This is a genomic window from Chryseobacterium sp. KCF3-3, assembly GCF_045865955.1.
Classification (GTDB): domain Bacteria; phylum Bacteroidota; class Bacteroidia; order Flavobacteriales; family Weeksellaceae; genus Chryseobacterium.
The window spans coordinates 673706-698717 of sequence record NZ_AP035792.1 but is presented as its reverse complement, the minus strand read 5'-3'; the positions used below and the strand labels follow the sequence as shown (position 1 = coordinate 698717).

Sequence of the window (25012 nt, the reverse complement as noted above, 5' to 3'; positions counted from 1 at the left end):
AATTTTAACTCAAATTTAACTATAAAAAAGATTTTATGATTTCTTCACCTTGTGAATAAATGTTAGTTTTAAACTGTAAATAAAATCAAATAACCATGAAAAAAGTATTATCTTCATTTGCCGTCATTTTCCTGATGTCTGCGAATGCCTTTGGACAGAATATTCCAGTGGATCCATCTGTACGAATTGGTACTCTTTCCAACGGAATGAAGTACTACATCAAAAAAAATACATTACCTGAGAAAAAAGTAGACTTCCGTCTGGCAATCAATGCCGGATCTATTCTTGAAGATGAGAATCAAAGAGGATTGGCTCACTTTATGGAGCACATGAACTTCAACGGAACCAAAAATTTTCCGGATAATAAATTAGTAGACTTTCTACAGTCTATCGGAGTGAAATTCGGGCAACACCTTAATGCATATACCAGCTTTGACGAAACGGTTTACATGCTTCCTGTACCATTAGATAAACCAGGAAATCTGGATGCCGGACTGAAAGTAATGGAAGACTGGGCATTTAATGCAACGCTTTCCGATGAGCAGATCAATAAAGAAAGAGGAGTTGTATTGGAAGAGCTGAGACTGGGTCTTGGAGCTGATAAAAGGATGATGGATAAATATCTTCCCAAGCTTTTATATAAATCTCAGTATGCAGACAGACTGCCAATCGGTAAAAAAGAAGTATTGGAAAACTTCAAACCAGATGTTATCCGAAAATTCCACCAGGACTGGTACAGACCGGATCTGATGGCAATTGTAGTAGTAGGGGACATCAATGTAGACGAAATTGAGAAGAAGATCAAGGATAATTTCAGCAAATATAAAAATCCTTCAAAACCTAGAGAAAGAAAATCTTTTGATCTTCCGAATCATAAAGAAACTTTGGTAGCTATTGAAACAGATCCAGATGCTACCAATTCTATGGTACAGTTTATTATGAAAGATGCTGATGCCTATAAACCTGATGTAACAGTAGAACAGTACAATCAAAGCCTTGTAGAAAATCTTTCAACGACAATGTTAAATAACAGGTTGAGAGAACTCATCAATTCTACAAATCCACCTTTCACTTTCGGATCAGTATACCATGGAGGAACTTATGCAAGAAGCAAAGAAGCGTTCCAGGGATTTGCCATGGTGAAAGAAGGAAACCAGCTGAATGCGTTGAAAGTTCTATTGGAAGAGGTGGAAAGAGCAAAAAGATTTGGATTTACACAGTCTGAACTAGACAGAGCAAAATCTCAGGTACTTTCCAATCTTGAAAGATCTTATAATAACAAAGACAAAACAGAAAGTGAGATTCTGATAGACGAGTATGTAAGAAACTTCCTTGAGCAGGAACCAATCCCGGGAATTGCATGGGAATATGAAGATACCAAAGCTTTCTTGCCATCTGTTACGCTTGCACAAACCAATGAAATCATCAAGAAAATGGTGAAAGATGACAGCAGGGTAATTGTGGTTACAGGGCCTAAAAAAGATAATGTAACCATGCCTACAGAAGCAATGGTTCTGAATACATTTGATGCTGTAAAAATGGCAGATCTTAAGCCTTACGAAGAAAAAGCAACGATCAAAAATCTGGTGAAGCCATTCAAATCTGAAGGGAAAATTGCTAAAACTGAAACAGATGCCAAGTTAGGAACAACAACGTGGACTTTAAGTAACGGAGCGAAAGTTACTTTCAAAAAAACAGATTTTAAAGACGACGAAATCGTATTTACAGCAAGAAGCTTAGGAGGAAGTTCTCTTATCCCTGATGCTGATTACAATAAAACTCAGTTTGCTTTCTCAGCATTAACAGAAGCTGGAGTAGGAGGATTCTCAAAAGCAGATCTTACCAATTATCTTGCCGGTAAACAAGTGAACGTAAATCCTATGGTAACTTCTCTTTTTGAAGGCGTTTCCGGAAGAACTACACAAAAGGATTTAGGAACTGCTATGGAGCTTATGTATGCTTATTTTACAAGCTTAAATTATAATCCTGCTTCCTTTAATGCTTATAAAGAAAAGCAATCTGCAATGCTGAATAACCTGTTGTCTAATCCTCAGGCTTACTTCTCTAATGAGCATGCAAAATTCATGAACCAGAAGAACCCTAGATTTATTGGGGTATTCCCAATGGAGAAAGATTGGGCCAATACAGACTATAAAAAAGCTTACGATATCTATAAAGATAAATTTGCCAATGCAGGAAACTTCCAGTTCTATTTTGTAGGAAACATAGACGAAGCCAAATTTAAAGACGAAGTGCTGCAATATATTGCAAGTCTGCCATCATCCGGAAAAGCAGCAATGTATAAAGATACAGGGTACAGAATGATGACCGGAGATTACAGTAAAGTGTATAAAAAAGGAAAAGATCCTAAGAGTATGGTATCTATCTCTTACAGCGGAGAAGCTCCTTACAATGAAAAAGAAGCTTTAGCATTATCAGCACTTGGAGAGGTGGCTACTATTAAAGTTATCGAAAAGCTGAGAGAAGATGAAAGTGGTATCTATGGAGGTGGTGCCAGAGGAGGAATGAATAAAATACCTTACGGAACGTATAGTTTCGGTATTAATTTCCCTTGTGGTCCGGAAAATGCAGAGAAGCTGACTAAAAGTGCTATTGCAGAGCTTCAGAAGCTTATCGATAATGGTCCTGAACAAAAAGACCTGGATAAATATAAAGAAGGAGAATACAATGACAACAAAACAGAACTTAAAGATAATATGTTCTGGATGAACGCCATTGCTAAGAACCAGTTAGATGGAAGTGACAAGTATGATATCTTAAATTATCAGGATAAAGTAAAAGCACTTACGGTAAAAGATCTTCAGAATGTTGCGAAAAAATATCTTACAAAAGGAAGAATTGTAGCAACCCTAATGCCTGAAGATGGCTGGGAAAAAGCTAAAAAAGAAGAAACTAAAAAAGCAGAAACAGCGACTGTAAAAGCAGGTGCTGCTAATTAATTTTTTTAATTAAAATAAGAAAACCGTTGTACTATACAACGGTTTTTTTGTTTGAAAAAGGATAAAATAATAGTAGATTAACCATAATCTCAGGAAAAATGAAGAAAATAATCTTATTTTTAATTAGTCTATTTTAATTAAATCATGAATGTTTTTAATTAAAAATCATTTTAAGTAATATAAAAGAAACAATTTGTTTTCATTTTGTAATATTTAAATTTTTTAACTCCAATTTAACCCTCTGATAAAAGGCTAATGGTACAGAGAATCGATATTTTTGAAGGGTCAAAAAATAATGTAGATGAAAAAAATATTATCTTCGTTTTCAGTCATCTTCCTGATGTCTCTAAATGTCTATGGACAAAACATCCCGGTGGATCCGTCCTTAAGAATCGGTACTCTTTCCAACGGAATGAAGTATTACATTAAAAAAAATGTTTTACCTGAGAAAAAAGTAGAATTCCGTCTGGCGATTAACGCAGGATCTATTCTTGAAGACGAAAATCAAAGAGGACTTGCTCACTTTATGGAGCACATGAATTTCAATGGAACTAAAAACTTTCCGGATAATAAATTAGTAGACTTTTTGCAATCGATCGGAGTAAAATTCGGGCAGCACCTGAATGCTTATACCGGTTTTGATGAAACGGTTTATATGCTTCCTGTGCCATTAGATAAACCAGGAAATCTGGATGCCGGACTGAAAGTAATGGAAGACTGGGCATTTAATGCAACACTTTCTGACGAACAGATCAATAAAGAAAGAGGAGTGGTTCTGGAAGAACTAAGATTAGGTCTTGGACCCGATAAGAGAATGATGGATAAATACCTTCCAAAACTTTTATACCAATCTCAGTATGCAGAAAGACTGCCAATCGGTAAAAAAGAAGTACTGGAAAACTTCAAACCTGATCTTATCCGAAAATTCCACCAGGATTGGTACAGACCGGATCTGATGGCAATTGTAGTAGTAGGAGATATCAATGTAGATGATATGGAGAAAAAGATCAAGAATAATTTCAGTAAATATAAAAATCCTTCAAAACCCAGAGAAAGAAAATCTTTTGATCTTCCAAACCATAAACAAGCACTGGTAGCTATTGAAACTGATCCTGATGCAACAGGTTCCGGAGTGCAATTCATTATCAAAGATTCTGAGGCGTACCACCCGGATGTAACGGTTCAGCAGTATGATCAAAGTGTTGTAGAAGGTCTTGTGAATATGATGCTCAACAGCAGGTTGGCAGAACTGGTTAATTCTACAAATCCACCTTTTACTTATGGCTCAGTTTATCACGGAGGAACTTTTGCAAGAAGCAAAGAAGCATTTCAGGGATCAGCAGCTACAAAAGACGGTGATCAGCTGAATGGGCTAAAAGTTCTTTTGGAAGAAGTGGAAAGAGCCAAAAGATTCGGATTTACCCAATCTGAATTGGACAGAGCTAAAGATCAGATGCTTTCATCTTATGAATGGGCTTACAACAACAAAGATAAAAACCAAAGCGGTGAGCTTATCGATGGTTATGTGAATAATTTCCTGAGACAGGAGCCAATACCTGGAATTACCTGGGGATATGAACATATTAAAGAAATCCTTCCGGCCATAGCACTGGAACAAACCAATGGAATTATCAAAAAGCGGGTAAAAGATGACAGCAGGGTCATTATTATTACAGGTCCAAAAAAGGATAATATAATCATGCCAACGGAAGCCATGGTTCTGAAGACATTCGATGCCGTTAAAATGGCTGATCTTAAACCTTATGAAGAAAAAAAGAAAACCGAGAGTTTAATAAAACCTTTTAAATCCGAAGGAAAAATCACTAAAACTGAAGCAGACGCCAAATTAGGTACGACCACATGGACTTTGAACAACGGTGTTAAGGTTACTTTCAAGAAAACAGATTTTAAAGATGATGAAATTGTTTTTGGAGCAGTAGGTCTGGGAGGAGTTTCTGTTATTCCGGATGCTGATTACAATAAAACAAAATTTGCATTTGATGCTTTGCTGGAAGCTGGATTAGCCGGGCTTTCCAAAACAGATCTTGTACACTATCTTGCAGGAAAACAGGTGAGTGCAAGCGCTTACGTGGGTGGACTTACAGAAGGTGTTTCCGGAACAAGTTCAAAAAAAGATCTGAAGACTGCGATGGAGCTGATCTATGCCTGTTTTACAGACTTAAATTACAATCCTGAATCATTCAACGCCTACAAAACAAAGAAATCTGCAATGCTGGCGAATGTAGATTCAGATCCGGAATACTATTTCTCTAATGAATATTCCAAATTTATCAATCAGAAAAACCCAAGATTCACCGGCCTTGAACCTACCGAAAAAGATTGGGTGAATACAGATTATAAGACAGCTTATGATATCTACAAACAAAAATTTGCTAATGCAGGTAATTTCCATTTCTATTTTGTAGGGAATATAGATGAAGGACAACTTAAAAATGAAGTCCTGCAGTATATCGCTTCACTTCCTGCAACAGGAAAATCATCTACATTTAAAGATACTGGTTACAGACCGGTGAAAGGAGGATATACAAAGGTTTATAAAAAAGGAAAAGAACCGAAGAGCCTTGTAACAATTTCTTACAGCGGAGAAGCTCCTTATAATGAGAAGGAAGCTATGGCATTATCTGCACTTGGAGAAGTCGCTACCATTAAAGTTCTCGAAAAGCTAAGAGAAGATGAAAGTGGCATTTATGGAGGTGGTGCAAGTGGAAGCTTCAGTAAAATCCCATACAGTGCCTATGATTTTAGTGTTAATTTCCCTTGTGGTCCGGAAAATGCAGAGAAGCTTACCAAAAGCGCCATGGCAGAATTACAAAAATTGATAGATAAAGGGCCAGAGCAAAAGGATCTTGATAAATACAAAGAAGGAGAATACAACGAATATAAAACAAGCCTTAAAGACAATGGATTCTGGTTGCAGGGTATTGCCCAAAATCAATTAGACGGAAGTGATCAATACGATATCCTGAATTACCCGGATAAAGTAAAGGCACTTACCATAAAAGATCTTCAGGATGTTGCCAAAAAGTATCTTACCAAAGAAAAAAATGTAGCAACACTAATGCCGGAAGACGGATGGGAAAATGCTAAAAAAGCTGACATTAAAAAAACAGGAGCAGCGAACTGATTCATTTTTATTGACGATAAAAAACAAGAAAGAGACTGTCCAAAAAGTTTTGGCAGCCTCTTGTTGTTATAAAGAAATAGAATTTAGGAGAGAATGAGGGGCATATAAATGTTTTGAATGAACCTTAGATCTGACACTTTATATAAAAAACCATTCTTGTTCGATAAAATTTAAATAGAATTAACAGGTCGCTCCTCCGGAGCTTTGTTTTATGGGGATTTCATTTTTCTACTAACAGTAGATCCCGACGGGATCAAATTTAGCTTCTATGGGAGCTGACTGTTAATAGAACGTATTTGTTTTAAAATTAGAGCTCCGGAGGAGCGACCTGTTAATTCATAGCATAAATATTAATATTTTCAATGTATTTATACTTTTTATCGGACAGTAATGGGTCGCATAAAAAAGACTGTCCTTTTTGGACAGCCTCTCTTATTTTTTAATTCAAATCCTGACCGGCTAAGAACCATATTCTTTTTTCCATTCTTCAGCAGCTTCGCTCAGAACAGTATAAAATTCTTCACCATACTTTCTTGTCAGTGGAGTTTTTAAAAACTTATAGACAGGTACCTGAAGTTCTTTTCCAAGGGTACAGGCATCACTGCATACATTCCACTCGTGATAATTCAATGCCGTAAATGCAGAATATTCCGTAACACGGATGGGGTAAAGATGGCATGAAATAGGTTTCTGCCAGTCCACGGCACCATCTTCATATGCTTTTTCAATACCACATTTCGTAATTCCTTTTTCATCAAAGGTTACATACGCACATTCGCGGTTCTCCACCATTGGAGTAACATACATTCCGTCGTGCGGATCAGTAGTCCATGTTCCCTGTTCTTCAAGGGCTTTAATGCCTTCCTGGGTAAGGTAAGGCTTTATTTGATCAAAAATACTGTCCAATATCTCAAGCTCGTTTTTATCCAACGGAGCTCCCACATCTCCTTCCACACAACATGCACCTTTACATTTTGTAAGGTTGCAAACAAATTCTTCGGAAAAAATTTCCTCTGAAATCAATTTATCGTCTATCTGAATCATAATTTTCTAAAATAAATCAAAAACTGTACCTGCTTTAAAGGTCAGTAAACTAATAATAATAACCCATACACTGGCTTCACGCATCCAGTATTTAGGTAAAAATCTCATCATTCTGCTCAGAATAATACTAGAAGGAAATGCCAGAAGAAGCAGATATTCATAGCTTTTATTCATGTATAAAATGATGGAAACAAGCTGTGCCACAGAAAAAACCAGTAGAAAAGTGTATTTATACCTACTTATCGGACTTTTCTTGTTGTAATTTTTAAAATGGTCATATACAGCATAAATAAGCATCAGAACTACAGGGATCAACGGCAGAAGTTCCGTGTAATCTGTCACCGGTTTCATCCTTCCAAACGGAAAATAATCAATATTCCACGATGTGAACTGAACGAAATACATGACAGAAAAATAACTGAATGTAATCAAAACAATTCCCAATAGAAACCTGAAGAGGTTCAGGGTAATTTTAGCAGAAGTTGCAATCACGTGGATGATGACAAAAACAGCCATAGGCCATGTCGTAGGTAGAAAAATAAAATTCAGGGCTACAATAGATCCCACCAATACATAGGATTTCTTTCTGATATCTTCATCCGCACTGGTCAGAAGAAGGATAAGAAAGGAGTTGGTCAGCAGCGAAACCGCAATTCCTATATCCAGATTTCCGGGATACAGCCCGAAAATGAAAAAGGTGTATAAGAATAACGGCAGATGGGTCTGATAATTAAGGGCAATACTGTGAAAACAAAAATATCCCAAAGCAATTCCCAGAAAAGTTATTCCGGCAACTATAGCTTCGTAAGTGTTGAAATTCAGTATGTTAAATATTACGACTACTAAAAGAAGAAAACCAATATAAACAGGAATTGAAAAAATATTGCTTTCTTTTGAAAGTAATTTAAACATTTTTTATAAATTTGTACAAAGTTAATTTAAAAAAGGAAAATAATGACGTCTTTCTTTCTATTCTTAAGCAAAGTTTTCAAATGGACTTTCGGTTTCTTTGATGCGTTTGGAAATGTTTTAAACTGGATTCTATTTATAGTTTGCTGTGTACTATTTACTTATTGGTGCTACGTACTGGTGGTTACACTAGGTGGTGACAAAGACAAAGACTATTATTCTCCAACGGAAGGTAAGAATCCTTACTACGATCCGAATATCTACAAAAAAGAAGGTTAATTAATTGGTTATATAGTAAAAAACCGATCAAACATTATGCTTTGATCGGTTTTTTTATTACTAACGATTAAAATTTCTTTTTCTTAGTCGTGAATCGGAAGTACCAAAACAGGAATACTAGAACTTTTCGTAATTCCTTTTGTTAAGCTTCCCACGAATACATCATAAATTCCGCTTCTGCCATGTGATCCCATCACAATATAATCTGCATTTTTTGCCTTTGCATGTTCCAGAATAATATCTTTGGCAAGTCCCTGTTTTAAAAGGTGCTCGCAATCAATATCATGGCCGATGATTCTTTGCTCAATTTTATTAAGCTGCACCAGCTCTTCTCTGATTTCGTTGGCTTCCACTTCAGGAAAATATTGAAATCCCATATCACCAATGGCAAAGCCAATATCTGATGGCGCTACGTGGATCAGGTAAATTCTGCCGTTAAGCTGTTTTGCAAATTTTATGGCACCGTCTACCAATTGGTCTGTCTTGTCCCCAAAATCTACGGGTAATACAATATTTATCATAACCTCTAATTTTGTTACCTAAAGATAGGAAAAATTTGTCAGACTTTGATGTTAAATACTTATAATATTCGGATATCAAGGATTTTTTCCTCTTCAAGGTAAGCTTCCAGAATATCATTTTCATCTACTTTTCCAACCCCTTTTGGAGTTCCTGTGAAAATAAGGTCACCTACTCTTAATGTAAAATACTGAGAGGCAAAAGCTACAATATCATCAAAGTTGAACATCATATCTTTCGTATTGCCATCCTGTACTTTCTCTTTATTTTTTAACAATGAAAACTGAAGGTTCTCAAGGCTGAAGTTCTCTTTTTTAAAGAAACTGCTTACCACAGCAGAACCATCGAAACCTTTGGCAAGCTCCCATGGAAGCCCTTTTGATTTCAGTTCACTCTGAAGATCTCTGGCTGTAAAATCGATTCCAAGACCAATTTCTTCGTAATGTTTGTGTGCTGTTTCTTTCTGAATGTATTTTCCACCTTTTGAAATTTTTAATACCACTTCAAGTTCGTAGTGAATATCATTGGAGAATTCGGGAATATAAAAATCATTGCCTTTTAAAACAGCGGTATCCGGTTTCATAAAGATAACAGGATTCTCAGGAATTTCATTTCCCAATTCTTTCGCGTGTTCACTGTAGTTTCTTCCTATGCAGATTATTTTCATAACTCTTTTTATTTATTTTTTAACCTCGTCATTGCGAGGGACGACGCAATCTTTTAGATGTGTTAAAGGCTATTTATCCTTAATAGATTAATGCGTAAACTCATTCCCGCAATAGTAACATTTGAATTTGTGACTCGTCAGAAATGAAATTCCAAAGAAGCTGGTAGCGCTGTCATCCCTGTAAATATGGTTGGAGCCACATTTTGGACAGACAAAATCAAACTCGGGATCTTCAATGGTATGTTCTACTTCCAGCGAATATTGCTCGTTGTCTTTATAATCCTGCAGGATTTGCTGAGCCTTTTCCAAATCTTCTTCAAACACCTGAAGCTGTATGCCTCCTACAGCCTGTGACAGAAGCCAATCCGACTGGATAAGCTGCTCATTCGCAATGAAACTATTGATACTGTTTTCAGCCAATATCTGTTTGTCCCTGTTAGCTTCAAGGGCAGTTTCATAAAATTTAAAACGAACCAGGTCAGACATATTTAAAATCTACTTGATAATTGAATCTTTGTAAAAACTTTCTTGGTATATAATGGAAAGTCAGCATTCTGAAGCCATCCGAAATATCCTAAGTCTTTTTGGAATACCGCTTTCACGCCCTGGCCTTTATATTTTCCAAAGTTGAAAACCTCTTCCATTTTTTCATTATATCCGATAAATCCGGCAAGATCTGCATTCTTATTATGGAATGTGAATTCACTTAACGGCGCTATTTCATTCGGGATATCATCATATTTTCCAACCTGAGCATCCAGAACTTCAAATGTAGCCAATACATCAGCTTCTGCAGAGTGTGCATTTTCCAATGTTTTTCCACAGTAGAACTGGTAAGCAGCACCTAAGTTTCTAGGCTCTTTTTTATGGAAAATAGTTTGTGCATCTACCAATCTGAATTTACTCAGATCAAAATCCATTCCTACTCTTAAAAGTTCTTCAGCCAAAAGCGGAACATCAAATCGGTTGGAGTTAAATCCTCCCAAATCACTGCCGGTAATCATTTCCATTACTTTAGAAGCAATGTCTCTGAAGGTAGGAGCATCTTTTACATCTTCATCATAAATCCCGTGGATCTCACTGCTTTCTTTAGGAATAAGCATTTCCGGGTTTACACGCCATGTTTTGCTTTCTCTGGAAGCATCCGGATTTACTTTTAAGATACAGATTTCAACAATTCTGTCTTTTCCTATGTTGGTTCCTGTGGTTTCCAGGTCAAAAATACAAAGTGGTTTATGGAGCTTTAAATTCATGTTGATTATTAATAATTTGAAACGTGTTTTATTTAAATGAGTTTATTTTAATTGTGCCTGAAAAATAAGAGACACCAATATATAATAAATAACAAGCATTGGAATTCCAACAACCTGGAATATCGCAAGAATAGCAATTCCTCCCACCAGTAATACAACTTTAGGGTAATTATCTTTTAATTGTTTGGATTTGAATTTCATCGCCATCATCTTGATCGGGCTGATCAGAAGCCATGACGTAAGAAGAGTCAGCAGAACCAATAGCAATTCGTTATCAAACAGGAAGCTGAAAGTTCCGGTTTCTTTAAAGGCATAATAAAGACCGAACAGTAAAACGGTGTTGGTAGGTGTATTCAATCCTTTAAAATAATAACGCTGTTCTTCATCAAGGTTAAAGATCGCAAGTCTCAGACAGGAAAATACGGTAACAATTAATCCCAGATACTTGATCTCAAATGGAAAATGCATTCCAAGCAGTTCTGAACCGAAAGGTTCAAGGGTTTTGTACATCGTAAGTCCCGGAATTACTCCAAAGCTTACCATATCTGCAAGAGAATCCAGCTGAAGTCCAAGATTAGAGTTTGATTTTACTGCTCTGGCTACAAAGCCATCAAAAAAATCGAAGATAGAAGAGAGAATAAGACAGATTGCTGTTGTCTGATAATCTCCTAAAATTAAATGTATTGCACCTACACAACCTGCAAATAAGTTAGCCAGGGTTAAGGCATTGGCAAGATTATTCTTTATAAAATCCATAAGCACAAAATTACAGTTTTTAAAAATTCTAACTCAAAATAATATGAACTAAAAAATGCATTAAAGTGATTTTGATGTAAATTTGCTCCATGAAATTTTTAAAAGGATTTAGAAAACAGGAAGTTCTGGCATTGGTTTACAGGATTTTTTTAGCCTATGTTTTTTATCAGATTGCCAGGCTTTTATTCTGGTATTTTAATAAAGATCTGATTAAAGTTGACTCTGTTTCAGAATATATAAAGCTGGCTTTCCATGGTACAGCTTTCGATACTACAGCTATTTTATATGTCAATGCACTATTCATCCTCTTGAGTTTATTGCCATTGGTGATCAATACAAAGAAAGTTTTTCAGAAGATTCTTTTCTGGCTGTATTTCATTACCAACGGGATTGCTTATGCCATGAATTTCGGAGATTTTATTTACTATAAATTTTCGCAGGCAAGACTTACTTCAGCCGTATTTCAAGTGGCAGAACATGAATCCAATGTTTCCAAAACATTGACGATCTCTGTGGGAGAACATCCTTTTGTACTCATTTGGTACGTGGTGTTGATGATCTTATGGGTTTTCCTTTACAAAAGGGTGAAAGTAGAAGATACAAAACCTGTGAAACTGCTTCCTTACTTTATCACTTCCATTCTTACGCTGTGTATTACAGCGGTGTTGGTTGTAGGAGGAATCAGAGGCGATTTTAAACATAGTACAAGACCTATTAATATGGTGGATGCAACCCGTTTTGTGACAAATCCACTTCAGGGAAATATGGTACTCAACAGTACATTCTCTTTTTTCAGGACGTTAAATACCAATAATTTTAAAGAAGTTCATTTTGTAGATGAAAAATATATTGAAGATTATGTACAGCCTTATAAAGTATACGACAGAAAAGTGGAGAACCGTCCCAATATTGTTATTTTCATTGTAGAATCTTTCGGAAGAGAATATTCGGGAGCTTTCAATAAAGATAAAAATATCAAAGACTACGTTTCTTACACTCCGTTTATGGATAGTCTGGCTGGACAAAGTCTTATTTTTCCGAATACTTTTGCAAACGGAAGACAGTCTATTCATGGGATGAGCAGTGTGTTGGCCGGAATTCCGAGTCTTACCGATGCATTTACAGGATCTCCATATTCCAATCAGAAAATTCAGTCTATTGTTTCTGTGTGTAATGATCTTGGTTATGATACATCTTTTTATCACGGTGCTCCAAATGGCTCTATGGGATTCCTTGGTTTCGGAAATATCTTAGGATTTAAACATTATTTCGGGAAAACAGAATACAATCATGATGAAGATTTTGACGGAATGTGGGCGATCTGGGACGAACCTTTCCTTCAGTACTTCGCAAAGAATGTTGGAAAGAAACAACCTTTTATGACGACTGTATTTACAGCATCATCACATCACCCTTTTAAAATACCTGAAAAATATAACGGGAAATTTAAAAAAGGAAAAATAGAAATCCATGAGCCGATGCAGTATACGGATTATGCGATCAAAAAATATTTTGAAACGGCTAAAAAGCAACCTTGGTACAATAATACCATCTTTGTTTTCACGGGAGACCATACCAATCAGGTGTATTATCCGGAATATGAAAGAGCAATGAATCGTTATGCTGTTCCGTTGGTTTTCTATTCTCCGAATCCTGCTTATCAACTAAAAGGAGTAAGCGAGGAAATTGCCCAACAGGCAGACATCTATCCTACATTGGCTGATCTTATCGGGTACAACAAACCGATCAGAAGTTGGGGGAGAAGCTTGGTGAGTGATAAAAAATACCCTTTTATTGTCGTAAACTCGGATGGAAGTACAGATCAGTTCATGATCGGAAATTATATTTACCGCTTTGATGGAAAAGAAATCATCGGAGTCTATGATAAATCTGATTTAAGTCTTGAAAAAAATATCATGAATGAAGCTAAAAACCCAGAAATAGAACAAGGAAAGAAAACCGCAAAGGCCTGGTACCAGGATTATATGGATAGGGTGATTAACAGAAAGCTTTATTAAGAAGAAAGAGGCGGCTTTGGATTGATTTTTTTGCTTTTCTTTACCTCTTTATGCTTTGTATAATAAAAGTTTTTGTTCGTTGAAAATTAATTTATATTTTTATCAATACGTAGATAAGAATATTATATAAAATTAAAACTATAAGAAATATGAAAAAAATATTGTTAACGTTCGCACTTTCTTTATGTGGTGTACTTACATTTGCACAGATAGAAGGTAAGTGGAAAACGATAGATGATGAGACAAAACAGGCAAAATCTATTGTTGAAGTATTCAAGAAATCAGACGGAAAATACTATGGAAAAGTTTCTCAGTTATTGATAAAACCAGCTGATCCAAACTGTACAGCTTGTAAAGATGACAGAAAAGGAAAACCAATTTTAGGATTGGAGATCATCAGAGGATTGAAAAAAGACGGTGATGAGTTCACAGGAGGAACTATCACAGACCCTAAAACAGGAAAAACATACAAATGTACCATTACAAGAAGCGGTGATAAACTGAACGTAAGAGGGTACTTAGGATTATCTTTATTAGGAAGAACCCAGGTTTGGGAGAAAGCTAATTAATATAAGTTTAAATAGAATTTTAGATGACATTTCAGAAATGGGATGTCATTTTTTGTGGATAAAAATTCTGTGAAAATTCTTCGGAACATAAAAAAGCCATAATAAGGAAGCATTTAAGAAGGAAAATTAATTTTAAATACAGTTAATATTATGACTTCTCATGGAAATGAAGAGCGTTTTTATGATGTGTATAATAAAAAAACACTATTTTTGTAGTCTAAATTTTTCGAATAAATATGGCAGAATATACTTTTCGTGAGGTAATTGCACAGGCAATGAGCGAGGAAATGCGTAAAGACGAATCCATCTTTTTAATGGGGGAGGAAGTAGCAGAATACAATGGTGCATATAAAGCTTCAAAAGGAATGTTGGATGAGTTTGGTCCTAAAAGAGTAATCGATACCCCAATTGCTGAACTTGGTTTTACAGGGATTGCTGTGGGTGCTGCGATGAATGGTAACAGACCCATCGTAGAGTATATGACATTCAATTTCTCATTGGTAGGAATTGATCAGATTATCAATAATGCTGCAAAAATCCGTCAGATGAGTGGTGGACAATGGAATTGTCCAATCGTTTTCCGTGGTCCTACAGCTTCTGCAGGTCAATTAGGTGCTACTCACTCTCAGGCTTTTGAAAACTGGTTTGCAAACATTCCTGGTCTTAAAGTAGTGGTTCCTTCAAATCCTTACGATGCGAAAGGGTTGTTGAAAACTGCAATTCAGGATAATGATCCGGTTATTTTCATGGAATCTGAGCAGATGTATGGAGATAAAATGGAAATTCCTGAAGAAGAATACTACTTACCATTAGGAAAAGCAGATATCAAGAGAGAAGGTACGGATGTTACTTTAGTTTCTTTTGGTAAGATCATGAAGCTGGCTTTACAGGCTGCTGAAGATATGGCGAAAGAAGGAATCTCTGTAGAAGTTATCGATCTTAGAACAGTTCGTCCTCTGGATTTTGATACTGTTTTAGCTTCCGTTAAGAAAACAAACAGATTGGTTATTTTAGAAGAAGCTTGGCCATTTGCTTCTATTTCTTCTGAAATTACTTATATGGTACAGCAAAAAGCATTTGATTACTTAGATGCTCCTATCAAGAGAATTACTACTCCTGATGCACCTGCACCTTACTCTGCTGCATTATTTGCAGAATGGTTCCCTAAACTTGAAAAAGTGAAAGAGGAAATCAAAAAAGCGATGTACGTAAAATAATTATAGAATAGTTATAGAAAAAAACTTCCGAAAGGAAGTTTTTTCATTTATTATATTCATGAAGAAAAATTCTTGACGTCATAAAATTAGTATAAATTTGCGCCTTTAAAATAAATTAAGCTGATATGGCAGAAGTTACAGAAGATGGCTACCACTTCGACATAAAGAAACTTTCCTTTATAGGAGTTTTAGTGTCTCTAGGAATTGTTTTTGGAGATATTGGTACCTCTCCGCTTTACGTAATGAAAGCAATTGTGAATGCAAGATCCCAAGGGAGCAATATGCCTTTCAATGAATACATAGAAGGAGCTCTTTCCTGTATTATTTGGACCCTTACCCTGCAGACCACGATAAAATATGTGATCATTGCTTTAAGAGCAGATAACAAAGGTGAAGGTGGTATCCTTGCTTTGTTTTCATTGGTAAGAAACCTTAAGAAGGGATGGTTGTATCTCATCGCGATTGTAGGAGCAGCAGCTCTTATTGCAGACGGAGTTATTACACCATCATTGACGGTTATGTCAGCTATTGAAGGTCTTGAAATTTATAACCCACACACACCTGTGGTACCTATCACCATTGGAATCCTGATTGCCATTTTTGTGGTACAGCAATTCGGAACCAGCTTTATCGGGAAATTCTTTGGTCCTGTAATGGTAGTTTGGTTCTTGGTATTAGGAGGTTTAGGTGTAATGCATTTAAGTGAAAACTTTGAGATTTTAAGATCTTTCAATCCTTACTATGCTTACAAACTTATTGTCAACTCTCCGAGTGCTATTGTGATCTTAGGAGCAGTTTTCCTTTGTACAACCGGAGCAGAAGCACTATATTCTGATTTAGGACACTGTGGTGCTAAAAATATCAGAATAAGCTGGGCATTCGTTAAGATTATGCTTATTCTTAACTATCTTGGACAGGGAGCATGGCTTTTAACCAATTATAACAAACCTGGGTTTTCTGTAGTGAATCCTTTCTTTGGAATCATGGAAGAATGGATGATTATTCCGGGAGTAATTTTGGCAACAGCTGCTGCAATTATTGCCAGCCAGGCGTTAATTACAGGTTCTTTCACCATATTTTCAGAAGCAATGTCTCTTAACCTTTGGCCTAATCAGAAAATTGATTATCCTTCCGGAGTTAAAGGTCAGATGTACATCCCAAGAATCAACTGGGGACTTCTTATCCTGTGTATCATTGTTGTTCTTCACTTCAGAGAATCAGGAAAGATGGAAGCGGCTTACGGACTTTCCATTACCGTAACGATGTTGATGACCACAGTTCTGTTGGTATTCTGGCTACTGAAACACAGAGTAAGCAAGGTCTTGATTCTGTTGTTCGCAATGGTTTATATGGCTATCGAATTAGGTTTCTTCAGTGCCAACATCATCAAATTCATGGAAGGTGGATGGATCACTGTTGTATTAGCAGGCTCTATCGGAGTTTCTATGTATGCATGGTATAACGGAAGACTGATCAAAACAAGATTTATCCAGTTTGTGAAAATAGAAAAATATGTGTCTATTCTTAAAGACATGAAACTGGACGAAACCATTCCAAAATATGCTACCAATCTGGCTTATCTGAGCAGAGCCAAAAGAAATGATGAAGTGGAATCAAAAATTATTTATTCCATCATCAAAAAACAACCGAAAAGAGCAGATCATTACTTTATCCTGAGCATCGTAAACCAGGAAGATCCATATACTTTCAGATATACCGTGGATGAAATTCTTCCGGGAACCGTATATAAAATCAACTTCCTGTTAGGATTTAAAGTAGACCGAAGAATTAACGATTATTTCAATATGGTTCTTAAAGACTTAATGGCAGACGGAACCATTCCTTCAAGAAGCAGCCACCCATCTTTAAGAGCTCATGATATACCACCGGATCTTAAATATGTGATCATAGATAACACCTATATCAACGATATCCTTTTAACTGTTAAACAGAAGATTACTCTTAACATTTATAACTTTGTGAAGTATATCGGAAGTGATGACTTTAAGGCTTGGGGAGTATCTTCACATAACGTAGAGGTAGAATCTGCACCGATCACAGAATTAACAGTTTATGATAATAAGATCGAGCAGTCCGGGTATTTCCGTCACAACTCGTAGCCACTCGTATTTAACCATACTATCTATTTAAATAAAATTCAATAAATTTGTAGATAATTTTTTTAATGGATACAATACAAAAAGAAAAAAATATAGCATTGATCAAGGATGTTTTGAGAAACTACTTATTAGAAAAAGGGTTCAGAAACACACCTGAAAGATATACGATATTGGAAGAGATTTATAATATGGATCATCACTTTAATGTTGATGATCTGTATCTTCTCATGATGCAGAAAAAATATCATGTTTCCAAAGCAACCATTTACAACACTATTGAAATTTTCCTTGATGCAGGCTTAATCCGTAAGCATCAGTTCGGAGAAAAAACATTGACTTCTTCGTCTTATGAAAAGTCTTATTTTGACAAACAGCATGACCATCTGGTGATCTACAAAAAAGACTCTGATAAAGAAATTGAAGAAATTATTGAATTCTGTGACCCAAGAATCCAAGGAATCAAAGAAGCCATTGAAGAAGCTTTTGGCGTAAAAATTGATTCTCATTCGCTATATTTCTATGGCACTAAGAATGACTAATTAATGAGAATAGCCCTTTTTCTGTTAATCTTTATTTCTACGCTCAACTTTGCGCAGGATAAAACTCCTGTGAAGAGAGATCCTTATTTGCAGGCTCCTTCACCGGCTCAGCCCAAACAGGTGAGACCTGAAGATAAAGTAAAGATCATCCATGCGGACGAGATCAAAAAAAGCCCTGAAAAATACGACGGGAATCAATATTTTACCGGAAATGTTCAGATAGAACACCAAGGCTCCATTCTTACAGCAGATGAAGTCGTTTTGTATAATGAAGAGAACTTTGTAAAAGCGATCGGAAATACAAGACTTCAAAATACCGATGGTTCTGTAATCACTGCAGGAGAAATGGAATATGATGCCAATACCCAGAAAGGTGTTGCCAGAAAAAATGTGGTTCTGACTGATCCTAAACAAACCATAAAAACAGATATTCTGTATTATGACAGGCTGGCTAATCAGGCTTATTTTAATACAGGAGGGACGATTTCCGACGGTCAGAATGTAACCTATGCCAAAGTAGGAACTTATTTTCTCAATACAAGAGTGGTGGATCTTACAGGAAATGTAAAAATTGAAACCCCTCAGTATATCATAGAAGGACCCAATATCAAGCAGAATCAGAATACAAAAATTGCTGATTTTCTAGGTCCTACAACCATTACCAGCAAAACCAATCCAAGAAACCGAATCTATACGGAAAAAGGAACTTACAGAATGGATTCCAAGGAGGCTTTTCTAACCAAAAACTCCAGAATCTTTTACAATGAGAAAATCCTTACCGGTGATGATATGTACTACAATCAGATCACAGGGTTTGGTAAAGCAACAGGAAATGTAACCCTTGATGATCCTATAGAAAAAAGATATATAAAAGGAGGTTACGGAGAAATTTTTGAGAAAAAAGACTCCGCCATGATGACGAAAAATCCTTATGCTGTAAAAGTAATGGAAAAAGATTCTATTTATTTTGCTGCAGAAAAAATTATCTCTTATCAAAGACCGGATACATTAGATATCAAAGTCAAAAAAAGCTATCTGAGAGCTTTCAAAAAAGCCCGTATTTTTAAATCCAATGCACAGGGAAGAGCAGATTCTATTGCTTTCAATGAAACAGACGGAATCATGCATATGTATACCAACCCGATTCTTTGGAGTGGTGAAAAGCAGGTTACCGGAGATAAAGTAGAAGCTTACTTCAATACCAAGACAGAAGATATTGACTCTTTAAAAGTAATCGGAAATGCCTTTGCCATCAGTAAAGTAGACTCACTTACCCTGAAAGACGAGTTCAATCAGGTGAAAGGAAAATTCATGACGGTTTACTATGAGAAAAACGCTATTAAAGAAGCAAGGGTTGTTGGAAACGCTCAGTCTATCGTGTATGTTGATGATACTGATCAGGAAACCAAAAAACAGGAAAGAATAGGAATTACGCTTTCTACCTGTGGAATTATCGGAGCATTGTTTGAAGAAAGAGCTTTACAGATTATTTCATGCAGTATCGGTGCAGCTTCAGACACTTATCCGATGAGCATGATAGAACCTTCGAAAAGGAAATTTCCGGATTTCAACTGGAATACCAAGGATAGAATCCGAAAATGGCAGGATATCCTTGTAGATACCCCAAACAACGAAGAAATACAATATACGGCTGATAGCGAATTGTTTGATAAAGCGCAGAAAGCGATTGATGACGAAAAAGCTAAAGAAGAAGCTAAGAAACCTAAACGTACCAGAAAATAATAGAAAAAGACCAGTAAGCACTGGTCTTTTTTGTGGATTAATTTTAACGTTTAATGAATCTTTTATAGCTTTGCTGAAATTTTTGGAGACAATGGAAATGCATAAAGATTTTTTTATATATCAGGCTCAAACCACCCAATTTGCTGCCGGCTTTGAAGTTGAAAAAGCAGTAGGAAGCTACATTTATGGAACAGACGGAAAAAGATATCTTGACTTTGTAGCAGGAGTTTCTGCCAACACTTTGGGGCACTCACATCCTAAAATAGTAGCTGCCATTAAAGAGCAGACCGATAAGTATCTTCACGTAATGGTGTACGGAGAATATGCACAGGAAAAACCTATCGCATTATGCAGACTGCTTGCAGAAGCTACTCCGGATCCACTGGAAGTTACTTACCTTGTAAATAGTGGTGCAGAAGCTATTGATGGAAGCTTAAAACTGGCTAAAAGATATACCGGAAGAGAAGAAATAGTTTCCTTTAAAAACTCTTACCATGGAAATACTCATGGGGCTTTGAGTGTTTCAGGAAATGAAACTCACAAGAGAGAATTCCGTCCCTTATTACCAATGGTTTCTTTTATTGAATTTAACAATGAAGAAGACTTTGATAAGATTACAGAGAAGACGGCTTGTGTTATCCTTGAAACCATTCAGGGAGCAGCAGGGTTTCTGGTTCCAAATAACGACTATCTGATCAAATTAAAAAGAAGATGTGAAGAAGTAGGAGCGCTTTTGATTTTGGACGAAATACAGCCAGGATTTGGAAGAACAGGAAAATTGTTCTCTTTTGAACACTTTGGTATCGTTCCTGATATTCTGGTAATGGGAAAAGGAATGGGAGGAGGAGTTCCTGTGGGAGCTTTTATGAGTTCCAGAGAAATCATGGAAACCCTTTCTCATTCACCAAAGCTTGGTCATATTACCACTTTTGGGGGAAATCCTTTAATTGCAGCAGCAAGTTATGCCACATTAAAAGAAGTTCTGGAAAGCGGTTTGATGAATGAAGTAGAAGAAAAAGAAAAGTTGTTCAGAGAACTTTTGGTTCATCCTAAAATCAAAAATATCAACGGTAAAGGGTTGATGCTTGCCGTGAACTTAGGAACTCCTGAATACACGCTGGAAGTGGCTAAGAAATGTATGGAAAGAGGGCTTGTTGTTTTCTGGCAGTTGTACAGAAATGAATACCTGAGAATCTCTCCGCCTCTTACATTATCCTTGGACGAAATCAGGGAAGGGTGCCAGATTATTCTTGATATACTGAATGAAAATTAAAGATAAAATCTCTCTCTGTAAATGAGAGGTTTTTTTATGTTTTGCATGGTAATTTTTAGCTTTAAAACCTGACATCACAGGGATTTAAATCCAGTGATAAATATCATACAGATTCTATAAAAAAGTAATTGTTTTTTTGCGTAATAAAAAAATTAATTTATATATTGCGGGACGATAAAACAAAGATTATATGGCGAAACATAAAGTCCATTACGAATTTCCAATGCACTGTTTATCAGAGATTTTATATGAATATCTGGCGACTGCAGAGGGATTGTCTGAATGGTTTGCGGATGAGGTAACAGAGAAAGGCGATGATTTCTTTTTTAGCTGGGGTGGAGGACCTGCTGAGAAGGCCACTTTGATCAGATATAAGCCTGAAGGTTTCGTGCGTTTCAGATGGGAAGAAGATGAAGGAACAAAAAATTTCTTTGAAATGACTATCACAATTGATGATATTACAGAAGACCTGGCTTTAAATATTACAGATTTCTGTGAAGAAGGTGATGAAGAGGAAAATGCAATGTATTGGGAAAATCTTATCGAAAACCTGAGAATAAAACTAGGTGCGGCATAATACCGGGCTATATGAAATGATAAAACTGATGAACGATTTATCGTTCATTATTTTTTTGTAAATAAATCACATCAAAAATTGGAAAATCAATATTTTACATCAGACGAGTTAAATGTAAAGAACAGAGCTTTTCTTTGGGGAGACTCAGTAAAAGTATCTTTCTTTGTAAGAAATGGTGGATTGATCATGGACGAAGAATGCTATTTTTTCCTGATGGCTTCCATGAGAAAGATGAGACTGAATATTCCTTTGACTTACACCCTGGAGTTTTTCCAGACCCTTTTTCAAAAAGAAATCATTGAAGGTAAAGGAGTAAAGAATGGAATTATCAATTTCCAGGTGTTCAGAAATAATGATGGAGTGACATTGGCAAAATCTTCTGTTTCCTATTTTTACGAAGTAACAGAAATGGAGGATGTGCTTGCGGTTCATCAAAGACCTTTGGAATTGGATTTGATTAAAGAAATTAACGTTAATAACAACCTTTTGAGCAATATCAGAGTTCACTGTCCGGAAAATATTTATGGAGTGATCTATGCCCAGGAAAATGACCTTGACGACGTGATTCTTCTGAATCCAAACAAAAGAATAGCGCGTACCACTGCCGGAAATCTTCTCTTTTTAGAAGGTGACGTGATTAAAGTACCAAAACAGACTGAAGGAGCTTACATTTCTCCTTTGATGGAAAACTTTGTAACTTTTTTACATAAAAATAACCTTGCTGATATCCAGGAACACGAGATTATCGCATTTGAATCTCAGAAAGCTGAAGAAATTTTAATGATTTCTGACGAGAAAGGTATGTTTTCTGTAGGTAAGATAAGAAACAAGACTTTTGAAACTTCCCGTTTCTCCGAACTGGTAGAAAGCTGGAAGAAAAGTTTTAATGTATAAAAATTGACAAACCCGGTAAACAACAATATTCCAGAAGTCCTTTACCGGGTTTTATTCTGAGTAAATCAGAAATTGTATTTTTTTTTATTTAGTATTCGTTGATAATCTCAACAAATTTTTGTGCGATTTCTTTTTGCCCCTTTTCACTGGTTATATAATTCCTGTTGTCAGAATTATTAATGAAGCCAAGTTCTACCAATACAGCTGGTGCTTTGGTTTCTCTTAGCATGTGAAGATTACTCTCCGATATTTTACGGGCATTGAATTTCTTATAGATTTTTCCGGCTAATTCCTTTGAAACATCAGAATTCTGAACGTAGACTTCAAATCCGTTGTCGGATCTTTCTTTTTCAGGAGAACTGTTCACGTGAAGGGAAATAACCATTTCAGGATTCAGTTTATTAATCTGCTCTGTTCTTTCTGCAAGAGTAGGATAGCTATCGGAATCCCTTGTTAAAATAACTTCATATTTGTCCTGGCTTTCATTGATTTTCCGGATTTCCTTAGCAACGCTTAATGCAATATTTTTTTCCAGAATTTCACCATAAGTGGCCCCAAAATCATTTCCGCCATGTCCGGCATCGATGACAATGTATTTTTTGTTGATAGGAGTAAATGATAAAAAAGCTGTAGAAAATATTGATAAAGCAAGTAATGTAATACCTTTCATATCAGTGATTTTAGTTTTCCAAAGAACGGAAAAACTTTCTTTAAAATTGGTTAAAAGAATCTTAAAGTTTGTTAATTATCAGAGTGATACGAAAAATATACTTTTAGTTTAGTGAAATATCTTCAGGAGAGTTGGCCCAGAGAAGAAATTCTCCTCCAAGATTCTGCATGATAGACTTCCAAAGCGTCTGATCGTTGGGAAGCGTATAATCAAGATTATAAACATCCACTACCGTCCACATTTTCCTCTGAACCTCGGTATCCAGCTGATTAGGAGACCACCCGGAATATCCTGAAAAGATTTTGATATGGTTAATATCCAGTTCACTGCTTAAAACCCCATTAATAATACGCTCAATATCTTCTGTAAGATAGTATTCATCAGTGATGTCTGTATAGATCTCTGTAACTCTTTTGCCTTTTACAATGAAGAATACCTTATCGTTTTCTACAGGCCCTCCATCATATACCTCAATTTTAAAGTCAAAAAAATCTTTGAACTTGCTACTCATCTGGCTGTTTTTTTTATTCAATATCAAACCAAATGCACCACTTTCATTATGTTCAATAACCAATACTACCGATCTTGAAAAAATATCGCCGGAAATGTCAGGTGTCGAGATTAATATTTTACCTTTGTATGAGTGATTCATACTCAAATTTAATAAAAAATATTTATGGAAAACCTGCACGACAAAAGAAAAGTGTACGAGAAATCCCAACTTATTGAAAGTGAGATAAAACAAAATCCAATTGAGCAGTTTAGAGACTGGTTTTTGGAAGCAAATGAGAGTCCGATGATCTCAGAAGCTAATGCTATGGCGGTTTCTACAGTAGAAGAAGATGGGTGTCCGAGAACAAGAATGGTGCTTCTTAAAGCATATACCCATGAAGGATTTATTTTTTATACCAATTATAACAGCAGAAAAGGAAAAGCAATAGAAAGCAATCATAAAGCTTGTTTGCATTTTTTCTGGCCTAATCTTGAAAGACAGATCATAATCAAAGCAGATCTTGAAAAGGTAGCAGAGAACCTTAGTGACGGCTATTTTCATTCAAGACCCAAAGGAAGTCAGCTGGGAGCTGTAGTTTCTCCACAAAGCCAGGTGATCCCCAACAAAGAGTTTTTGGAAGAAAAATTAAAAGAGCTGGAAAAAGAGTACGAAAATACGGAAGTGCCAAGACCTGCCAATTGGGGCGGATACCTGGCAAGACCTTACGAAATTGAATTCTGGCAGGGAAGACCAAACCGCCTTCATGACAGGATTATTTATCAGTTAGAAGATCTGGACTGGAAAATTTCAAGACTGGCTCCTTAATGGGAAAATGAGAAGTTAGAAGTGGCGGTTTTTAATATGAAACAAGCTACTTAAAATATAAACTCTAATTCAATAGAAGCGGGCTTTAGCCCGCTTATTTGTTTAAAAGGCTTTAGCCAAAACTTATTTAGTTTGAACAGAATAATGACAACATATGCTGTATTATATTACCTTTTAAGTTTTGGCTAAAGCCGTGGGAATTGATATTTATTTTTAAACGGGCTAAAGCCCGTTCCTATTGAATGACTATTTTTTCAAATAGATCATAGGTTTCCACTATCAATAGAAGCGGGCTTTAGTCCGCTTATTTTATGATGCATAATGATAGGGGCTTTAGCCAAAACTTATTTAGTTTGACCAGAATAATGACAACATATGTTGTATTATATTACCTTTTAAGTTTTGGCTAAAGCCGTGGGAATTGATATTTATTTTTAAACGGGCTAAAGCCCGTTCCTATTGAATGACTATTTTTTCAAATAGATCATAGGTTTCCACTATCAATAGAAGCGGGCTTTAGCCCGCTTATTTTATGATGCATA

General features: G+C 36.0%; 22 protein-coding genes. 13 read left to right on the top strand and 9 right to left on the bottom strand.

Annotated elements, in window-relative coordinates; translation table 11 throughout:
* The first annotated feature begins 95 nt into the window (after nucleotides 1–95).
* Both ACKTTZ_RS03205 and ACKTTZ_RS03200 read left to right on the top strand, forming a co-directional pair.
* The gene (locus ACKTTZ_RS03205; RefSeq protein WP_407847300.1) at nucleotides 96–2960 is read left to right on the top strand and encodes a M16 family metallopeptidase; all 2865 of its coding nucleotides are present in this window, start codon (nucleotides 96–98) and stop codon (nucleotides 2958–2960) included.
* Nucleotides 2961–3261: 301 nt separating this feature from the next.
* Nucleotides 3262–6105: a M16 family metallopeptidase gene (locus ACKTTZ_RS03200; protein ID WP_407847298.1), complete on the top strand. Its 2844-nt coding sequence runs from the start codon at nucleotides 3262–3264 to the stop codon at nucleotides 6103–6105.
* 459 nt (nucleotides 6106–6564) lie between these two features.
* Here the strand turns inward: ACKTTZ_RS03200 and ACKTTZ_RS03195 are convergent, their stop codons facing one another.
* Nucleotides 6565–7149 carry a DUF3109 family protein gene (locus ACKTTZ_RS03195; RefSeq protein ID WP_114820413.1) on the bottom strand — a complete coding sequence of 195 codons (585 nt, stop codon included), beginning with the start codon at nucleotides 7147–7149 and terminating at the stop codon, nucleotides 6565–6567.
* 6 nt (nucleotides 7150–7155) lie between these two features.
* A complete protein-coding gene (locus ACKTTZ_RS03190) occupies nucleotides 7156–8061 on the bottom strand; it encodes a DUF6427 family protein (protein WP_034696858.1) in 906 nt (301 codons plus the stop codon).
* A gap of 42 nt (nucleotides 8062–8103) precedes the next feature.
* On the opposite strand from ACKTTZ_RS03190, the gene ACKTTZ_RS03185 reads away from it, so the two are divergent.
* On the top strand, nucleotides 8104–8337 hold the full coding sequence (locus tag ACKTTZ_RS03185; RefSeq protein ID WP_034696859.1) for a DUF6341 family protein: 234 nt from the start codon (nucleotides 8104–8106) through the stop codon (nucleotides 8335–8337).
* 83 nt (nucleotides 8338–8420) lie between these two features.
* Here ACKTTZ_RS03185 and ACKTTZ_RS03180 read toward each other — a convergent pair whose 3' ends face one another.
* The 5 genes from ACKTTZ_RS03180 to ACKTTZ_RS03160 form a co-directional block, all read right to left on the bottom strand.
* Nucleotides 8421–8858, bottom strand: coding sequence for a universal stress protein (locus ACKTTZ_RS03180; protein ID WP_034696860.1), 438 nt, complete (start codon nucleotides 8856–8858; stop codon nucleotides 8421–8423).
* A 59-nt stretch (nucleotides 8859–8917) separates the two neighbouring features.
* A complete protein-coding gene (locus ACKTTZ_RS03175) occupies nucleotides 8918–9523 on the bottom strand; it encodes a fumarylacetoacetate hydrolase family protein (RefSeq protein WP_034696861.1) in 606 nt (201 codons plus the stop codon).
* Between the two features lie 87 nt (nucleotides 9524–9610).
* Nucleotides 9611–10009 carry a putative signal transducing protein gene (locus ACKTTZ_RS03170; RefSeq protein WP_034696862.1) on the bottom strand — a complete coding sequence of 133 codons (399 nt, stop codon included), beginning with the start codon at nucleotides 10007–10009 and terminating at the stop codon, nucleotides 9611–9613.
* Between the two features lie 2 nt (nucleotides 10010–10011).
* Nucleotides 10012–10776, bottom strand: a complete 765-nt coding sequence (locus ACKTTZ_RS03165) for a 3'-5' exonuclease (RefSeq protein ID WP_034696863.1) — start codon at nucleotides 10774–10776, stop codon at nucleotides 10012–10014.
* Between the two features lie 42 nt (nucleotides 10777–10818).
* The gene (locus tag ACKTTZ_RS03160; RefSeq protein WP_407847294.1) at nucleotides 10819–11532 is read right to left on the bottom strand and encodes a CDP-alcohol phosphatidyltransferase family protein; all 714 of its coding nucleotides are present in this window, start codon (nucleotides 11530–11532) and stop codon (nucleotides 10819–10821) included.
* A gap of 89 nt (nucleotides 11533–11621) precedes the next feature.
* On the opposite strand from ACKTTZ_RS03160, the gene ACKTTZ_RS03155 reads away from it, so the two are divergent.
* From ACKTTZ_RS03155 to ACKTTZ_RS03115, 9 genes are all read left to right on the top strand, one after another.
* Nucleotides 11622–13550, top strand: coding sequence for an LTA synthase family protein (locus ACKTTZ_RS03155; RefSeq protein ID WP_034696865.1), 1929 nt, complete (start codon nucleotides 11622–11624; stop codon nucleotides 13548–13550).
* A gap of 149 nt (nucleotides 13551–13699) precedes the next feature.
* Nucleotides 13700–14119, top strand: coding sequence for a DUF2147 domain-containing protein (locus ACKTTZ_RS03150; protein ID WP_079242999.1), 420 nt, complete (start codon nucleotides 13700–13702; stop codon nucleotides 14117–14119).
* Nucleotides 14120–14355: 236 nt separating this feature from the next.
* Nucleotides 14356–15336, top strand: a complete 981-nt coding sequence (locus ACKTTZ_RS03145) for a pyruvate dehydrogenase complex E1 component subunit beta (RefSeq protein ID WP_034696867.1) — start codon at nucleotides 14356–14358, stop codon at nucleotides 15334–15336.
* A 125-nt stretch (nucleotides 15337–15461) separates the two neighbouring features.
* Nucleotides 15462–17456, top strand: coding sequence for a KUP/HAK/KT family potassium transporter (locus ACKTTZ_RS03140; protein WP_034696868.1), 1995 nt, complete (start codon nucleotides 15462–15464; stop codon nucleotides 17454–17456).
* Between the two features lie 65 nt (nucleotides 17457–17521).
* Nucleotides 17522–17995: a Fur family transcriptional regulator gene (locus tag ACKTTZ_RS03135; RefSeq protein ID WP_002976876.1), complete on the top strand. Its 474-nt coding sequence runs from the start codon at nucleotides 17522–17524 to the stop codon at nucleotides 17993–17995.
* A gap of 3 nt (nucleotides 17996–17998) precedes the next feature.
* Entirely contained in the window at nucleotides 17999–19738 is a 1740-nt protein-coding gene (locus ACKTTZ_RS03130) for an OstA-like protein (RefSeq protein WP_253318100.1), read from the top strand.
* A 97-nt stretch (nucleotides 19739–19835) separates the two neighbouring features.
* Nucleotides 19836–21011 (top strand): aspartate aminotransferase family protein, encoded by a 1176-nt coding sequence (locus ACKTTZ_RS03125; RefSeq protein ID WP_407849131.1) that lies wholly within the window; start codon nucleotides 19836–19838, stop codon nucleotides 21009–21011.
* A gap of 190 nt (nucleotides 21012–21201) precedes the next feature.
* Entirely contained in the window at nucleotides 21202–21588 is a 387-nt protein-coding gene (locus tag ACKTTZ_RS03120; RefSeq protein WP_034696870.1) for an START-like domain-containing protein, read from the top strand.
* A 78-nt stretch (nucleotides 21589–21666) separates the two neighbouring features.
* Nucleotides 21667–22482 (top strand): aminotransferase class IV, encoded by an 816-nt coding sequence (locus tag ACKTTZ_RS03115; protein WP_034696871.1) that lies wholly within the window; start codon nucleotides 21667–21669, stop codon nucleotides 22480–22482.
* A gap of 88 nt (nucleotides 22483–22570) precedes the next feature.
* Here the strand turns inward: ACKTTZ_RS03115 and ACKTTZ_RS03110 are convergent, their stop codons facing one another.
* Nucleotides 22571–23152, bottom strand: coding sequence for an N-acetylmuramoyl-L-alanine amidase (locus ACKTTZ_RS03110; RefSeq protein ID WP_253318098.1), 582 nt, complete (start codon nucleotides 23150–23152; stop codon nucleotides 22571–22573).
* 103 nt (nucleotides 23153–23255) lie between these two features.
* Nucleotides 23256–23804, bottom strand: coding sequence for a YqgE/AlgH family protein (locus tag ACKTTZ_RS03105; RefSeq protein ID WP_034696873.1), 549 nt, complete (start codon nucleotides 23802–23804; stop codon nucleotides 23256–23258).
* Nucleotides 23805–23828: 24 nt separating this feature from the next.
* On the opposite strand from ACKTTZ_RS03105, the gene pdxH reads away from it, so the two are divergent.
* Nucleotides 23829–24470, top strand: a complete 642-nt coding sequence (pdxH, locus tag ACKTTZ_RS03100) for a pyridoxamine 5'-phosphate oxidase (protein WP_034696874.1) — start codon at nucleotides 23829–23831, stop codon at nucleotides 24468–24470.
* Nucleotides 24471–25012 lie beyond the last annotated feature (542 nt).

Excerpts from the sequence above, each read along its gene's own strand:
- ACKTTZ_RS03205 (WP_407847300.1), top strand. The coding sequence starts at position 96 with ATGAAAAAAGTATTATCTTCATTTGCCGTCATTTTCCTGATGTCTGCG.
- ACKTTZ_RS03160 (WP_407847294.1), bottom strand. The coding sequence starts at position 11,532 with ATGGATTTTATAAAGAATAATCTTGCCAATGCCTTAACCCTGGCTAAC.
- ACKTTZ_RS03170 (WP_034696862.1), bottom strand. The coding sequence starts at position 10,009 with ATGTCTGACCTGGTTCGTTTTAAATTTTATGAAACTGCCCTTGAAGCT.
- ACKTTZ_RS03155 (WP_034696865.1), top strand. The coding sequence starts at position 11,622 with ATGAAATTTTTAAAAGGATTTAGAAAACAGGAAGTTCTGGCATTGGTT.
- pdxH (WP_034696874.1), top strand. The coding sequence starts at position 23,829 with ATGGAAAACCTGCACGACAAAAGAAAAGTGTACGAGAAATCCCAACTT.
- ACKTTZ_RS03105 (WP_034696873.1), bottom strand. The coding sequence starts at position 23,804 with ATGAATCACTCATACAAAGGTAAAATATTAATCTCGACACCTGACATT.
- ACKTTZ_RS03110 (WP_253318098.1), bottom strand. The coding sequence starts at position 23,152 with ATGAAAGGTATTACATTACTTGCTTTATCAATATTTTCTACAGCTTTT.
- ACKTTZ_RS03140 (WP_034696868.1), top strand. The coding sequence starts at position 15,462 with ATGGCAGAAGTTACAGAAGATGGCTACCACTTCGACATAAAGAAACTT.
- ACKTTZ_RS03180 (WP_034696860.1), bottom strand. The coding sequence starts at position 8,858 with ATGATAAATATTGTATTACCCGTAGATTTTGGGGACAAGACAGACCAA.
- ACKTTZ_RS03165 (WP_034696863.1), bottom strand. The coding sequence starts at position 10,776 with ATGAATTTAAAGCTCCATAAACCACTTTGTATTTTTGACCTGGAAACC.
- ACKTTZ_RS03185 (WP_034696859.1), top strand. The coding sequence starts at position 8,104 with ATGACGTCTTTCTTTCTATTCTTAAGCAAAGTTTTCAAATGGACTTTC.
- ACKTTZ_RS03130 (WP_253318100.1), top strand. The coding sequence starts at position 17,999 with ATGAGAATAGCCCTTTTTCTGTTAATCTTTATTTCTACGCTCAACTTT.
- ACKTTZ_RS03175 (WP_034696861.1), bottom strand. The coding sequence starts at position 9,523 with ATGAAAATAATCTGCATAGGAAGAAACTACAGTGAACACGCGAAAGAA.
- ACKTTZ_RS03135 (WP_002976876.1), top strand. The coding sequence starts at position 17,522 with ATGGATACAATACAAAAAGAAAAAAATATAGCATTGATCAAGGATGTT.
- ACKTTZ_RS03150 (WP_079242999.1), top strand. The coding sequence starts at position 13,700 with ATGAAAAAAATATTGTTAACGTTCGCACTTTCTTTATGTGGTGTACTT.
- ACKTTZ_RS03190 (WP_034696858.1), bottom strand. The coding sequence starts at position 8,061 with ATGTTTAAATTACTTTCAAAAGAAAGCAATATTTTTTCAATTCCTGTT.
- ACKTTZ_RS03125 (WP_407849131.1), top strand. The coding sequence starts at position 19,836 with ATGCATAAAGATTTTTTTATATATCAGGCTCAAACCACCCAATTTGCT.
- ACKTTZ_RS03200 (WP_407847298.1), top strand. The coding sequence starts at position 3,262 with ATGAAAAAAATATTATCTTCGTTTTCAGTCATCTTCCTGATGTCTCTA.
- ACKTTZ_RS03195 (WP_114820413.1), bottom strand. The coding sequence starts at position 7,149 with ATGATTCAGATAGACGATAAATTGATTTCAGAGGAAATTTTTTCCGAA.
- ACKTTZ_RS03145 (WP_034696867.1), top strand. The coding sequence starts at position 14,356 with ATGGCAGAATATACTTTTCGTGAGGTAATTGCACAGGCAATGAGCGAG.
- ACKTTZ_RS03120 (WP_034696870.1), top strand. The coding sequence starts at position 21,202 with ATGGCGAAACATAAAGTCCATTACGAATTTCCAATGCACTGTTTATCA.